General features: G+C 47.2%; 11 protein-coding genes. 8 read left to right on the top strand and 3 right to left on the bottom strand.

Features of this window, described 5'->3' with window-relative positions:
• Nucleotides 1–192 precede the first annotated feature (192 nt).
• Complete coding sequence (locus QUB11_RS29535; protein WP_333207140.1) at nucleotides 193–459, top strand: hypothetical protein; 267 nt, start codon at nucleotides 193–195, stop codon at nucleotides 457–459.
• Between the two features lie 213 nt (nucleotides 460–672).
• On the opposite strand, the gene QUB11_RS29530 is transcribed toward QUB11_RS29535, so the two are convergent.
• A complete protein-coding gene (locus QUB11_RS29530) occupies nucleotides 673–1,695 on the bottom strand; it encodes a cysteine peptidase family C39 domain-containing protein (RefSeq protein WP_333392451.1) in 1,023 nt (340 codons plus the stop codon).
• 448 nt (nucleotides 1,696–2,143) lie between these two features.
• On the opposite strand from QUB11_RS29530, the gene QUB11_RS29525 reads away from it, so the two are divergent.
• The 7 genes from QUB11_RS29525 to QUB11_RS29495 all read left to right on the top strand — a co-directional run bounded on the left by QUB11_RS29525 (nucleotide 2,144) and on the right by QUB11_RS29495 (nucleotide 13,863).
• Nucleotides 2,144–3,601, top strand: a complete 1,458-nt coding sequence (locus tag QUB11_RS29525) for a CHASE3 domain-containing protein (RefSeq protein WP_333392449.1) — start codon at nucleotides 2,144–2,146, stop codon at nucleotides 3,599–3,601.
• 320 nt (nucleotides 3,602–3,921) lie between these two features.
• Complete coding sequence (locus QUB11_RS29520) at nucleotides 3,922–4,215, top strand: hypothetical protein (RefSeq protein ID WP_333207142.1); 294 nt, start codon at nucleotides 3,922–3,924, stop codon at nucleotides 4,213–4,215.
• Between the two features lie 498 nt (nucleotides 4,216–4,713).
• The gene (locus QUB11_RS29515; RefSeq protein ID WP_333392447.1) at nucleotides 4,714–7,479 is read left to right on the top strand and encodes an HAD-IC family P-type ATPase; all 2,766 of its coding nucleotides are present in this window, start codon (nucleotides 4,714–4,716) and stop codon (nucleotides 7,477–7,479) included.
• Nucleotides 7,480–8,239: 760 nt separating this feature from the next.
• Nucleotides 8,240–9,643 (top strand): CmpA/NrtA family ABC transporter substrate-binding protein, encoded by a 1,404-nt coding sequence (locus tag QUB11_RS29510; protein WP_333392446.1) that lies wholly within the window; start codon nucleotides 8,240–8,242, stop codon nucleotides 9,641–9,643.
• Between the two features lie 79 nt (nucleotides 9,644–9,722).
• On the top strand, nucleotides 9,723–10,568 hold the full coding sequence (ntrB, locus tag QUB11_RS29505) for a nitrate ABC transporter permease (protein ID WP_333207145.1): 846 nt from the start codon (nucleotides 9,723–9,725) through the stop codon (nucleotides 10,566–10,568).
• A gap of 274 nt (nucleotides 10,569–10,842) precedes the next feature.
• Entirely contained in the window at nucleotides 10,843–12,843 is a 2,001-nt protein-coding gene (locus QUB11_RS29500) for a nitrate ABC transporter ATP-binding protein (RefSeq protein WP_333207146.1), read from the top strand.
• Nucleotides 12,844–13,017: 174 nt separating this feature from the next.
• Nucleotides 13,018–13,863 carry a nitrate ABC transporter ATP-binding protein gene (locus QUB11_RS29495; RefSeq protein WP_333207147.1) on the top strand — a complete coding sequence of 282 codons (846 nt, stop codon included), beginning with the start codon at nucleotides 13,018–13,020 and terminating at the stop codon, nucleotides 13,861–13,863.
• Nucleotides 13,864–14,016: 153 nt separating this feature from the next.
• On the opposite strand, the gene QUB11_RS29490 is transcribed toward QUB11_RS29495, so the two are convergent.
• Together QUB11_RS29490 and QUB11_RS29485 are read right to left on the bottom strand one after the other, a co-directional pair.
• Nucleotides 14,017–14,322 (bottom strand): hypothetical protein, encoded by a 306-nt coding sequence (locus QUB11_RS29490; protein WP_333207148.1) that lies wholly within the window; start codon nucleotides 14,320–14,322, stop codon nucleotides 14,017–14,019.
• Nucleotides 14,300–14,481, bottom strand: a 182-nt coding sequence (locus QUB11_RS29485) for a hypothetical protein (RefSeq protein ID WP_333392444.1), incomplete at its 5' end; no start/stop codon positions are given. The genes QUB11_RS29490 and QUB11_RS29485, both read right to left, overlap by 23 nt.

Here is a 14,481-nt window from a genome sequence, read left to right as displayed (position 1 = left end):
TCTCTTGTTTCATCTGTAGAAAAAATTCTTAAAGAATTTGGAGATAATTATGTAATTAATTTTGCTTAACTACTTATAACTGCAACCCAAGCCTACGCAGTTCCCGTAACCTACGATTTCACCATTACTGTTACTAAAGGCGGGTTAGCGGGCAATTCATTCGACGGTTCTTTCAGCTACGATGATGCCAAATTGAAGGGAACGGGAGTCGAAGAATTGGGAATTGCTGAGGGATTAACGACCTGCCTAAATTACCTGGGACGCACTTATCGCGAAACCAATGATACCAGTTATCCTAACTTTCCCACACTCAGATTTGAGGATGGTAAGATTACACAACTAAACTTCTGGATTCAGCCGAATCAGCGAGTTAATTGGTGGAATTTACCTGGATGGGAAGTCAAGCTGTCTGAGCCTAAAATGAGCGATTCAACTGTTCCCAATTGTCAAAAACGGTGAGGCGTACTCAAGGTGCGCTCGACCGTAAAAATATAGGAGGAATTAGATGCAACTGCCTACATTTACGGTAATTTCAGGCAGCCATGCTACGAAGGTGCGAGCGAATTTTTGCGGTCGCTATGAACGAATGACTCAAAGATTGTTTGAAAAAAACCGCACGCTTCCTCTTCTCTCTGCGTCAAGAGTGCCTCTGCGGTTGACGATTTTCAATAACTATTTCCCATCCAATCTGGGGACTTCTTGCAAAAAACTGCCGCTCAACATTAACTCAGTCATCCGGTCTAAGTTGCCGCTGACTTGCAATTTTTTATCTGTTTGAAAGCGCTCGATATCTGCTTTTAAATTGCCGCTATTATATCCTAATTTACTCAAATAGTCAATAGCTTGTTTGTCACTTAACAAGATATCTGCAGACCGGAAAATCGGCACGTATTGATCGCGCCAAACCTCGGCAAAAGTTGCCCTATCTAAATAGAAAATCCTGCCCCGTGCCGGGTCTCCAATGACAGCTACACTGTCATTCATTCCCAGCAAAGCCACCGCGTGGGGTAGCTTCCGAGGGCCGTCAAACAGCCAAACTGCTAGCACTCCGGGGCGATTAATTTGCTGAATTTGCTCCCAAGTTGGCGTTAGTTCGATCGCATTTATGCCCAAAGCTCTTGCTGCTATTATTAACTGTGGCATCGAAGTTCCCAAGCGACTCGTGCCGGCAAAACGCGCTACACTCGATTCCGTCGCGTCGATTCCCCAACGCCTCAACACTGTTGCTAGCGCCGCGGGGGCGCAACTGCTGCTAGATGTTTGTCGAAATACACCGTTTGGCTGCAAATTATCTATTAAATCATCGTAAATTGGCGCCATAAAATAGTTTTCAGCGCCTGTAAATCCTCCCAATCCCAAGCAACCAATTAAGATTACTGCGATTACTTGGGGTCGCGCTGTCAACCAACTTATACTAAAGCCAATACCGCAGACTCCCATCAGCATCACTCTGAGTAAAGTCCAAGTAACTCGCATTCCGTGAAAACGCCACTCGATCGGCAAAGCAGGCATTTGAGGCATATTTAGAGCCAGTAGCAGCAAGGCAATATAAAAACCCAAAAACAGCAGGGCGATCGAATTTCTGCCCTTAAACAAATCGTTAGCCGTCGCTCCAGAGCGAACTAACACGCGCCCGAACCGCATTCCCCAGACAAACAGCACCGAACCCAGCACCAGCGTCACTACTATTTCCATGAACTCAAAATTTTGTTGCTTAACTAGGTTGTAACATTTATGCGATGGACTTGAACCCCAATCAATAGTGGGAGATAAGAAGAGTGGGGGAGAGAATTTGACGATGTTTGGGTTGCATACCTCAATTTCTCGCTACAATCGAATAAACAGGATTTATCCAAAATCGAAGCAGGCAAAACAACCCTTAATCCTCAAGGCTTTGACCTGCATAGCTTGCTCGACATTAAGTTTGGTCAGATTTTTGTTGATGAGTCTGAGTCAATGGTTGAGTTAGTAAAGCAAGGAAAGCAAAAAGAAGCGCTGGAAGTTTTTTCCACAAAAAAAGGGGCATTAATTCTGAATGAGTATTAGGAATTAAATAACTACTTTGGTGAACTAGAGCCGGAAATTATTGAGGCGGCAAGTTCCAACGCCAAAGTCAACAACGAATCAAGGAGTAGAAAGTGCAATGTGGCACAATATTATTCGGCTTAGTAAAGTAGTTCCCTTGGGCTTCGGCTCCATTTTTTTCTTAATGATTAGCATCGGATTTGCCACTAAATTGAGTATGGATAATTTAGCCGAAGCTATTGAGTGGCAAACGCACACTTATGTAGTAAAGACAAATTTGCAAGCCCTAGAAAAAACTTTATTGGATGCTGAAACAGGACAGCGGGGGTTTATCTTCACTGGTAAGGAGGAATTTTTAGAACCTTATAAAAAGGGTCAATTAGCATTTTATAAAACAGCTAATGAGACAAAAAAGTTAATAAAAGATATCCCTGAACAAGTTAAAAGTTTGGAGGAAGTTGAAAATTTGGGTCAGCAAAAACTCGATGAATTAGCGGAAACTATATCCCTGAAAAGGGCTGGTAAAGAACCAGAGCTAAGAGCGTTGGTGATTTCAGGTAAAGGCAAGATATTAATGGATGAAATTAGGGATAAGCTGGCCGAAATGCTTACGGTAGAAGATGCTTTACTGGTTCAACGAACAAAATTAGCAAAACAGTCGGAGCAATTAGCGACGATTGTTTCTATAGGAGGTACGGTTGTTGCTGTAGTATTGGGTTCATTTATTGTATTATTTATTTTTGATAAAATTATCCGACCAATCAATCAGGTAGCAAATACCATCGCCAGTTCTTCCACAGAGATTGCGGCCACAGTTGAACAGCAGGAACGCACAGCCGCACAGCAATCGAGCTCTGTAAATCAAACGACAATCACAATGGATGAGTTGGGCGCGGCTTCCCAACAATCAGCCCAGCAAGCCCAAGCTGGTGCGGAATCTGCACGGCAAGCTTTAAAGAGCACTGAAAAGGGAACCCTAGCAGTGGAGCAAACCCTGGAATCGATGACAATATTGAAAGAAAATGTCGGGGCAATCGCGGCACAAATTCTGAAATTGAGCGAACAAACCCATCAGATTGGCAATATCTCTACTGATGTCACAGATTTAGCCAATCAAACAAATATGCTGGCACTGAATGCCTCAGTAGAAGCAGTGCGGGCGGGCGAAAACGCCAAAGGTTTTACTGTCATAGCCACAGAAATCCGCAAACTAGCAGATAGAAGTAAGAAATCCGCCGAGAAAATTAACCGCCTAGTCGATGATATCAAGAATGCGATAAATTCCACTGTAACGGTGACAAAGGAAGGTACTAAAACAGTAGAAGAAGGAACCAAAATCAGTCAAGAAACGGCAGCAGCATTCTCGGAAGTAGCAAATGCTGTTAACAATGTGGTATTAAACAATCAACAAATTTCTCTAACTGCTCAACAACAAGCAGTTGCTATTAAACAAGTAGTGGATGCTATGAACAGCCTCAACCTATCTGCCAAAGAAACCGCTAGTGGTATTACTCAAACCAAAGTAGGCACTCAACAATTGAACGATGCAGCCCAAAATCTCAATTCAATTGTCTAAAGGGTGCTCAGTGTTTTGGGCTAGCAGACTAGCAATTGATAGCATTGAGTCCATCGATTTTAGATTTTAGATTTTAGATTAAAGAATTGAAGCATTGACTTGCGCGAGAGAAATTCGGAGGGCCAGTTTCTCGGATACAGGTTTTTTATTTCTGGGTCCTGAGTCTGCTTTCGGAATGAATCACGTGGCGGGTATCCTGGATGCTTGATTGTCATGAATATATCTGGCAGCCCTCCCAGCTTGTCAAACTTGCGGCATCCAAGTCAATCGATTTTAGATTTTAGATTTTAGATTTTAGATTAAAGAATTGAAGCATTGACTTGCGCGAGATAAATACGTTCGGCAAGTTTCATCGGATACAGGTTTTTTATTTCTGGACGGATGAATCCGGCGGCTTGTATCCTGGATGCGAGGGGGTCAAAACGATCGCACGCGAGTGCATCGCCAAAGCCAGGGCGATCGAATTTCTGCCCTTAAACAACTCCTCTTCTGTAACGGACGATCAAATTAACACCCGCCTGAACCGCATTCCCCAGACCAACAGCACCGAACCCAGCACCAGCGTCACTACTATTTCCATAGGTTCCGAATATGGTCGCTTAACTCGGTTGTAACTCATATGTTGCACCATTCTCAATAAGCTTTTTAGGAACAGGCTCTCCGGCCTGTTCCACAAGAAAATTCACTCTTTGTGGAACAGGCCGGAGAGCCTGTTCTTGACAATGGTGCAAGATATCAGTTTTAACACGCTTTGCGATCGATAACTCCTGACCCCTGCTCAATAATGAATCCGTGTATCCGTGACTTCCGTGTCGTGCCTTTCTTCAACCACACCTAAAATTGGCAAAATGTCAAGGGATTCGATCGACTTTTCCCCACCTTAGCCACCAAGTCCCAAACAAGATTTAGCGCCGGACAAAATTCCCCAAATCTCTTGCCACAAACGGCCACATCCGTTGTAATATAGATGTAAGTCACAGCCCGTTAAAGTAATCAACAAACAATTAAGCCGCTCAATATATTCACGCTCCAACGAGCGATGAGTTGTATTGAGCGTGCCTATTAAGGAGCGATCGAAGCTCCTCACACACCCCCAATATTCCGGAAGAATAATGCCATCAAGATCCGCCAACGATGTAGACGTAGCAGAGCAATATTGGCACTACCTAGAAGTATCCAAGGTTGCAACAATCTTAGAAACCAACCTGGAAAGCGGTTTAGAACCGACAGAAGCCAACCATCGCCAACAGAAATTCGGGCCCAACGAACTAACCGTTAAAGCAGGGAAACCAGCCTGGTTAAAATTTCTCCTGCAATTTAATCAACCCCTCCTGATCATCTTGCTGAGTGCAGGTTTAATCAAAGCAGTGATCGGAGAATGGCTAAACGCTAGCGTAATTTGGGGCGTAACAACCACCAACGCTACGATTAGTTTCATCCAAGAAGCTGGAGCCGAGAAAAAAATTGAAGCCCTAGCCCAAGCTGTCACCACCGAAGCCACAGTTATTCGGGGCGGCAAAAAATTAAAAATTCCCTCCAAAGAACTCGTTGTCGGCGACTTAGTAACCCTGACTTCCGGCGACAAAGTACCGGCAGACTTGCGCTTAGTGAAAGTCCGCGACTTGCAAATCGACGAATCGGGACTCACCGGGGAATCTGTTGCTGTCGAAAAAGAATTAGGACAGTCTGGAGACTTAGTTCTGCCACAAGAAACGCCACTAGCAGAACGGGATAACATGGCCTATGCCGGCAGTTTTGTCACTTTTGGCCAAGCTAGCGGCATCGTAATTGCGATCGCCAATAAAACCGAAACCGGCAAAATCTCCCAACTATTAGATCGGCACATCGACCTCACCACCCCCTTAACCCGCAAATTCAACCAATTCAGTCAAAACTGGCTGTTATTCGTGTTGGGAATGGCAACCTTGACCTTCGCCGTCAGATTGGGGCGGCCAGTCCCTCCGGGAGTTTCAGCCTTTAAAGAAGCAGTCGAACCCGCAGTCGCCCTGATTGTCGGCGCAATTCCCGAAGGCTTACCCGCCGTCATTACCGTCACCCTAGCCGTAGGCGTTTCCCGGATGGCAAATCGCCACGCGATCGTCCGCAAATTGCCCGCTGTAGAGACCCTAGGCGGCGCTACAGTCATCTGTTCCGACAAAACCGGAACTTTGACGGAAAACCAAATGACGGTGCAAGAAATCTATTCTGGCGGCGAATCCTACTCGGTTACGGGTACGGGATACAGCCCCGAAGGTGAAATTCAACTCAACCAACTGCCAATTACTGTCAGCCAAACTCCAACTTTGCAAGAATGTTTGCAAGCTGGACTCCTTTGCAACGACTCTCAGTTGGAATTCAAAGACGATAATTGGATAGTCGTCGGAGATCCGACAGAGGGAGCGTTAATTGCTGCGGCCAAAAAAGCTGATTTGAGCCAGCAAATTTTGTCCAAGTCTATGCAGCGGCTGGATTCAATTCCCTTTGAATCTCAGTTTCAATACATGGCGACGCTGCACCGAACTCCCACTGGCAAAATTTTGTACGTCAAAGGTTCAGTAGAATCAATTCTCGGCCGCTGCGGTTCCAGTCTCGATACCCAAGGAAATCCGGTAGAAGTCGATCGCGAACAAATCCACCACCAAGTGGATGAAATGGCAAAGCAAGGCTTGCGCGTCTTGGCTTTAGCGAAAAAGCCAGTACCCGAAAGCCAAAATTCCGTCGATCACTCGGATTTGGAGTCAGGCCTGGTTTTCTTGGGGCTGCAAGGCATGATTGACCCGCCGCGGGCAGAAGCGATCGCAGCCGTCCAAGCTTGTCAAACCGCCGGCATCCAAGTCAAAATGATTACCGGCGACCACATCGCAACAGCCAAGGCGATCGCCCGCCGCATGGGATTCCGCAAAACCAAGCACCACAGAGAACTTGTAGCCTACACCGGCGCTCAACTCGCCGAAATGAGCAAGCAGGAACTCGGCGAAGCCGTAGAAGCTGGCTCAGTTTTTGCCCGCGTCGCCCCAGAACAAAAACTCCGCCTCGTAGAAGCTTTGCAACTTCAAGGGGAAATCGTGGCGATGACGGGAGACGGCGTTAACGACGCGCCGGCGCTGAAACAAGCGGATATCGGTATTGCGATGGGCAGCGGTACTGAGGTTTCTAAGGAAGCCGCCGACATGATTCTTACCGATGATAACTTTGCGTCGATCGAATCTGCGGTCGAAGAAGGGCGATCGGTTTACAAAAATCTGCTCAAAGCAATCAGCTTCATTCTCCCAGTCAACGGCGGAGAATCGATGACAATTTTGCTCAGCACCCTCCTCGGTCGAGAATTGCCGATTTTGTCGCTACAAATTCTCTGGCTGAATATGCTCAACTCGATCACCATGACTGTGCCCCTGGCTTTCGAACCCAAGTCAGCGGGAGTCATGAAACAGCAGCCCCGACCGGTAAACGAACCTTTCCTCACCGGAAATCGGATCAAGCGGATCATCGCTATTTCTCTTTACAACTGGACTCTGATTTTCGGAATGTTTGAATGGGTGCGCCAAGCGGATTGGGGAACTTTGGCACTGGCCCGCACGATGGCGATTCAAGCTTTGGTAATGGGGAGAATTTTTTACTTGTTGAGTCTCAGCCAGTTGTTGCCTTCTTTGATTGCTAAGTTTAGCGGTTCTAAGGAAGAAGTTAGCGGCGCTCCTGCCCTCGGTGTGGGAATTGTCCTGGCGATAATTTTGCAGATTATCTTTGCTAATTCTCCGTTTGTCAATCGCATATTTGAGACGGCTCCGATGAATCTGGATCAGTGGTTGATTTGCTTCGGCGTAGCCCTGCCCATGATCGGTGTTGCTTTGTCGGTCAACCGGTTCGATCCGCCCAACTAATCGAATTTGTAGGTACTGCGATCCCTTAGTAATTTCGGGTGTTTAGAAACCCGGTTTCTTCAAGAAACCGGGTTTCTCTGTTTTACAGAAATCGAACCTAAAAGCCCACTTCATATCATATCCGGTAAATTACTTACGATTAATCGCCAATTTTAGTCCACCAATGAAAACCACTTAACCCTTTTAAAACAGCACATTCGTAAAATGTCAATTATTTCTGTATAATAAACTACAATTTGGTTAAAAAAAAGTAGAGATATATTAACAAAGTAAATGTGCGATCGCTGCGATGTTTGCCGCTTATTGACAAGAGATTTGAATTGCCCCGATCGCCATTCGCTACAACCCTTGCCCAGCAAGTCTTGGTTGGAACCAGTTTTGATAAGCAAACCACATCGCCCTTCCCAACGGTTCGTTATCGATAGCGCGATCCCAAAAGATTTACTTATCAATTGAATTTAATAATTGTTTTATAATTTGCGCAAGATTACGGTAGAGTTAATTATCAAGTCAAGGAAACGTGCCGCTCGCAAAAAGTGAGTTCACACAACTGGGCCGATCGAAATATCGATATTAATCAAAAAAGTCAAATCAGCAGGGATAGTTTAAAGACTTATGCTAGCGATAAATCTTTTGCTCCCTCCTGCCAACCAGCGCTCAAAACAGTTCGCTAAATTCCATTAGCGAACAGAAAAAAAGCGCCTTGATAAACTTCAGTGATGTCGTTACAGAAGATTATGAATTGCAGCGAGGCTAGACTATGACAAGATTTTCCGATCAATTTTCCAGGCGTAAATTTATCGTTACAGCAGGTGCATCTGCCCTGGGTTCAATACTGCTCAAAGGCTGTTTGGGCAATCCCCCCGAACCCGGTGCTACTGCGGGCGGTGGTAGCGGTGTCGGTGCTGGCGGCGCAATACCCGCGGCTACCTCAGTAGTGGCTGTTGCCAACGAGAAAAGAGTCGAAGGAATTGAAAGCACTAAAATTACATTGGGATATATCCCGATCGTCGAAGCAGCACCTTTAATCATTGCCCAAGAAAAAGGCTTTTTTGCCAAATACGGCATGACTGAGGTAACAGTTGCTAAGCAAGCCAACTGGGGATCTGCCAGAGATAACCTAGAAATTGGATCGGCAGGTGGCGGCATAGACGGCGGCCAGTGGCAAATGCCGATGCCTTATCAAATTAGTCAAGGTCTGATCACCAAAAACAGCGTCCAAATTCCCATGTATGTTCTGGCCCAGTTGAACACTCACGGAAATGGAATTGCGATCGCGGCCAAACACCAAGGCAAAGGCCTCGGACTTAAACTAGATCAAGCGGCCCAAGACTACATCAAAGGCCTCAAACAAGCAGGCACGCCGTTCAAAGCAGCCTACACTTTTCCCAAAGCCAACCAAGACTTTTGGATTCGCTACTGGCTGGCAGCTAACGGCATCAATCCCGACACAGATGCCGAGTTGCTAACAGTACCCGCTGCCCAAACCGTCGCCAACATGAAAACTGGAAGTATGGACGCTTTCAGCACCGGCGACCCCTGGCCCCTGCGGATTGTCAAAGAAAACATCGGCTTCATGTCCGCCCTCACCTCCGAAATCTGGAAAGATCACCCAGAGGAATATCTAGCAATTCGCGGCGACTGGGTAGACAAACACCCCAAAGCCACCGAAGCCTTACTCGCAGGACTAATTGAGGCCCAGCAGTGGTGCGACAAACCCGAACATCGAGCCGAATTAGTCGCCATTGTTTCTGGAAGAAACTTCTTTGACGTATCTCCGAGTGTTTTGACGCCTCCTTATCAAGGCAATTATGTTATGGGCGACGGCAAACCAGACATCAACGACTTCAAGAGCAGTCCGCTGTACTGGAAAGACGACCTCGGCAACGTTTCCTATCCCTACAAGAGTCACGATTTGTGGTTCATTACCGAAAGCGTGCGCTGGGGTTTCCTGCCGACAAAAACCTTGGCAGACAAAAAGACACTCATCGATAGAGTCAACCGCGAAGATATTTGGAAGAAAGCAGCTCAATTAGCCGGAGTTGCTGATGCTGACATTCCCAAAAGTACGTCTCGCGGCGTTGAAAAGTTCTTTGACGGCAAAGAATTCAACCCGGAAAATCCCGAAGCTTATCTCAAGAGTTTGGCAATTAAAAAAGTGTGATGGGGTCTTAGCTTCCCATAATTTAGTCTCGAAATTTAGTCTAGAAAATACACAGCACCAGAGATAGGAGATTAGCAGCATGGCTGTAAGTACAAGTCGGAGAGGCGGAGTCGATGTCCAAGGAGCATTTGGCGAGTTTTGGAAAAAGAATTCCTCGAATATCTTGCCGCCAATTTTGGGAGTAATTGGATTTCTGTTAGTTTGGCAATTCCTGTCGAGCACCGGACTGATCAAACTGCCGGGACCGATCAGTGTTTGGACTGACGAACGGACGCGGATATTGTTGCTGTATCCTTTTATGAACTCCAAAACCTACGGAGTCGGCTTATTTTGGCAGACTTTGGCTAGTTTGGAACGGGTGGCAAAAGGCTACACTCTCGCGGCCGCTGTGGGAATTAGCATGGGAGTTGTGGTAGGTACGAATCCCTTCTTGAACAAGGCTTTAGATCCGATTTTCCAGTTTTTGCGGATGGTGGCCCCTTTGGCTTGGGTGCCCATTGCCCTGGCTGCACTGCAACAAAACGAACCTGCTGCTTTGTTCGTGATTTTTATCACTTCAGTTTGGCCGATTTTGATCAACACGGCTGAAGGTGTTCGCCAAATTCCCGACGATTACAACAACGTGGCGAAAGTGCTGCAACTTTCTCGAAAGGAATATTACATCAACATCTTGTTTCCGTCGGCGCTTCCTTATATCTTCACAGGATTGAGAATTGCGATCGGTTTGGCTTGGCTGGCGATTATTGCTGCGGAAATCGTGATGTCTGGGATTACGGGTATCGGCTTCTTTATTTGGAATGCTTACCAGCAAAACTACATCAGCGAAATTCTGTTAGCGGTGTTCTACATTGGCGCAGTTGGTTTGTTGCTCGATCGCATGATGGCTTGGTTGCAGCAAAAGATTGCTCCTTCTCAAGGAAAGTAGCTAATTAGATATGTTGACGGTTGACTGTTGACGGTTGACTGTTGACGGTTCACGGTTACAGCAATTACGAACTCCCTGGCTGAGAAACCTTTTTTTTAAACTCTTGTTAATGGATTAAAAAAAGTTTTTTGGTTGATTTAAGAAACAGGTTGCTGTATCCAGTCATATATTAACTATTAGCTGTTATATATCAACAGCGAACAGCGAACAGCGAACAGTCAACAGTCAACAGTCAACAGTCAAATAACAAACCTACAAAAAAGGCAAGAAAATCATGTCTGTTTTGATTGCAGTAGAACAAGTCGGAAAAGTATTTAATTTAACAGACGGCGGCACATACATAGCCCTCAAAGGCATCGACTTAGAAATTAAAAAAGGAGAATTTATCTCCTTAATCGGACACTCCGGCTGCGGTAAATCTACGCTACTAAATATGGTTGCAGGTTTGGATCTACCGACAGAAGGATTGGTGACGATCGACGGACAAAGAATCACCCAGCCCGGCCCCGATCGCATGGTAGTATTCCAAAACTATTCGCTGCTACCTTGGCGGACGGTCAGAGAAAACATTACCCTAGCGGTAGACTCGGTAATGAGTGGCTTACCCAAAGCCGAACGCCTCGAAATCATTCAAAAACACATTGACATGGTGGGGTTGACGCCTCACGCCGAAAAACAACCTGCATTGCTATCAGGGGGACAAAAACAGCGGGTGGCGATCGCCCGTGCTCTGGCCCTGCGCCCCAAACTGTTACTCTTAGACGAACCCTTCGGCGCTTTGGATGCTTTGACTCGCGGCAACTTGCAAGAAAAGTTGATGGAAATTTGCCAAGAGTACGAAATTAGCGCCCTGATGGTAACTCACGATGTGGATGAGGCCGTGTTGCTGAGCGATCGCATTGTCATGCTCACCAACGGCCCAGAATCGAAGATTGGCGGCATTCTCGAAGTAGACATCCCCCGCCCCCGCAAACGGATGGAAGTAGTCTCACACCCCAGCTACTACGCTCTACGCAGCGAAATGATTTACTTCCTCAACCAGCAGAAGCGCGTCAAAAAACTGCGGGCGCGGAAAGTACCCGCGATCGCCCGCCACGGCCTAGAAAAAGTCAACCTCGAACTCGGCTTTATCCCCCTAGCCGCCTGTGCTCCCCTCGCTGTCGCCAAAGAAAAAGGCTTTTTTGCCAAGCACGGGCTCGATGAAGTCCACCTCGTGCGGGAAACAAGCTGGCGCGGCATCGTAGACGGCATCGCCGCAGGTTACTTAGACGCAGCCCAAATGCCCTCTGGGATGGCGATGTGGTTGAGCTTGGGGGGCCACCAAGAGCAGCCGATTCCGACGGTTACAGCCCTCACCATGAGCCGCAATGGTAACGGAATTACCCTCGCGAGGCGCTTTTACGACCAAGGGATCTACACTCTGGCAGACTTTAAAAAAATGCTCCAGAGAACGCCCGCGCAAACCCACCGTATGGGCATCGTTCACCCTTCTTCGATGCACAACCTGTTGCTGCGTTACTGGCTGGCTTCCGGTGGCATTGACCCGGATCGCGATGTGTTGCTGAAAAATATCCCACCAGCTCAAATGATCGTTGACTTGCAGGGCGGCACTATTGACGGTTTCTGCGTCGGCGAACCTTGGAACTTGCGGGCATCGATGGAAGGAGTCGGCTTTACAGTGGCTACAGATTTGGAACTGTGGCCCGGACACCCCGGCAAAATTCTCGGAGTTCGGGAAGACTGGGCAAATGCTTATCCCAACACTCACATTGCTCTAGTCAAAGCTTTGCTCGAAGCTTGTCACTACTGCGCCGATCCAAATCACGCCGCCGAGGTTTCGGAAATTGTCGCGGGAAGGGAGTACGTCGCTACTGATAAGAGTTACATCCAACTAGGCGATCCGAGATCTGTTGCTTGCAACCTCGATACTCCGATGCGGGAATACGCCCACCACTTGTTTTCTGGAGATGGGGTGAATCGCCCAAGCCGCACCGAACAACTCTGGCACATGGTGCAGATGGCGCGCTGGGGCGATACTGTGTTCCCGCGCAACTGGGTGGAAATTCTGGAGCGGGTGGTGCGAGTCGGTGCGTTCAGCACGGCGGCGCGAGAGCTGGGGATGGCTGATATTACTTACACTCGCGGTTCTCTCAGCTTGTTTGACGGCTCGGTGTTTAATGCTGACGATCCGATCGGCTATCTCAACAATCTGGCGATTAAACGCGATTTCACGATGGCGGAAGTTGTACTCGATTCCGGCCGCCGAGCTGCTTAGAGCGGTTTTTAGTTAGATAAAAACAGGGTAATTGCTAATTGTTAGTTGTTAGTTGTTGGTTGTTAGTTGTTAATTGTTAACTGCTAATTGCTAGTTAGTAATTCCCTCTTCCTTCTTTCCTCTCGCCTCTTCCTTCTTTCCTCGCAAATCACCCAATCACAATTTCCTAAACCCATGCTCAACACCACTAAAAACCAGACGAACACCAAAACTCAAATCCAGCCGGGAAAAGGCCGCCGCCAACCTTTTTTGGTGATGGACAATGTTTATAAAGTATACCCAAACGGTTACAGGGCTTTAGAAAACGTCAATCTGAATGTAGCTGAGGGAGAGTTTATTACTCTGATTGGACACTCGGGCTGTGGCAAATCAACACTGTTAAATATGGTGTCGGGTTTTAGCCATCCGAGCCAGGGCACCGTGTCGATTAACGGAGAGCGGATTACGAAGCCGGGCCCCGATCGCATGGTGGTGTTTCAGGGTTACGCTTTGCTGCCTTGGCGGACGGTGTTTGAAAATGTTTATCTGGCGGTTAATGCTGTATTTCCTGAGAAGTCGAAGGTCGAAAAAAATGCGATCGTCAACGAGCATTTGGCGATGGTGGGATTGACTGAAGCTGCTGAGAAAAGACCGCCGCAAATTTCGGGGGGGATGAAGCAGCGGGTTTCGATCGCCCGCGCTTTGGCAATTCGCCCGAAAGTGCTGATTTTAGACGAACCTTTTGGTGCTCTGGACGCAATTACTAAGGAGGAATTGCAAGAAGAGTTGCTGAAAATCTGGAACGATCACCGCTGTACGGTGTTGATGATTACTCACGATATTGATGAAGCGCTGTTTTTGGCCGATCGACTGGTGATGATGACTAACGGCCCGTCGGCGACAATCGGTGAAGTTTTGGAGATTCCTTTCCCCCGTCCGCGCGATCGGGTTCAAATGATGGAAGATCCGGAATACTACAATTTGCGGAACTACGCCCTAGATTTCCTGTTCCGTCGTTTTGCACACGATCACGATGCCTAATCGGTTGGCAAATCAAAGTTAAAGAGAAGAATTATGAGACTTCTCGAAAAATTTTAATTATTGTGCAGAGTAGGGGTTGGGCATCGTGCCGGCCCTTGACTTACTTTTTTGCAGAAGTCTATTGAAAAGTTTAAGCCTCAGTGTTCCCCGATGTCAGAGGAACATCGCTACGGGCGCAATTTTCCCGATCCGGTTGGGTAAACTGAAGCTTAATGGTGGACGAGAAGTTTTTTCGGACGTTCGGATCTTTTTCCCAGCTTTTACGTCTACCAGCGAAGAGACCCGATTGCCTAGCTGTCGGTAAGCTGGCATGAACATAGCCCACCTTCGATCGAGGGTGGGCTTCTTCTTCATGTTATTAACCGTTTGTGGGCGATCGGTGGTTGGTGCATTCCACCCTTGGAACTGGCACACTGCAGGAACGTTTATGGGTGTTTCATGGATTAAGGCTGTTGTCAATATAGCGGTTTTCAGTGGAGTGAAGTACAGCCGATCGGGTAGGGAAACGGCTGATCCTAAGTCCGGCGCGGGACTCTGTGACTTTTAACCCACATTCCGCACCCCCAACTGGCACATACGCGGATTGAGGAAGTAAAAGTGAATCATCGGAGATAATAA

This window comes from Microcoleus sp. B6-A1 (assembly GCF_036705085.1).
Classification (GTDB): Bacteria; Cyanobacteriota; Cyanobacteriia; order Cyanobacteriales; family Microcoleaceae; genus Microcoleus.
Note: the sequence above shows the minus strand (reverse complement) of the source record. Positions and strands in the feature narration are given on the sequence as shown.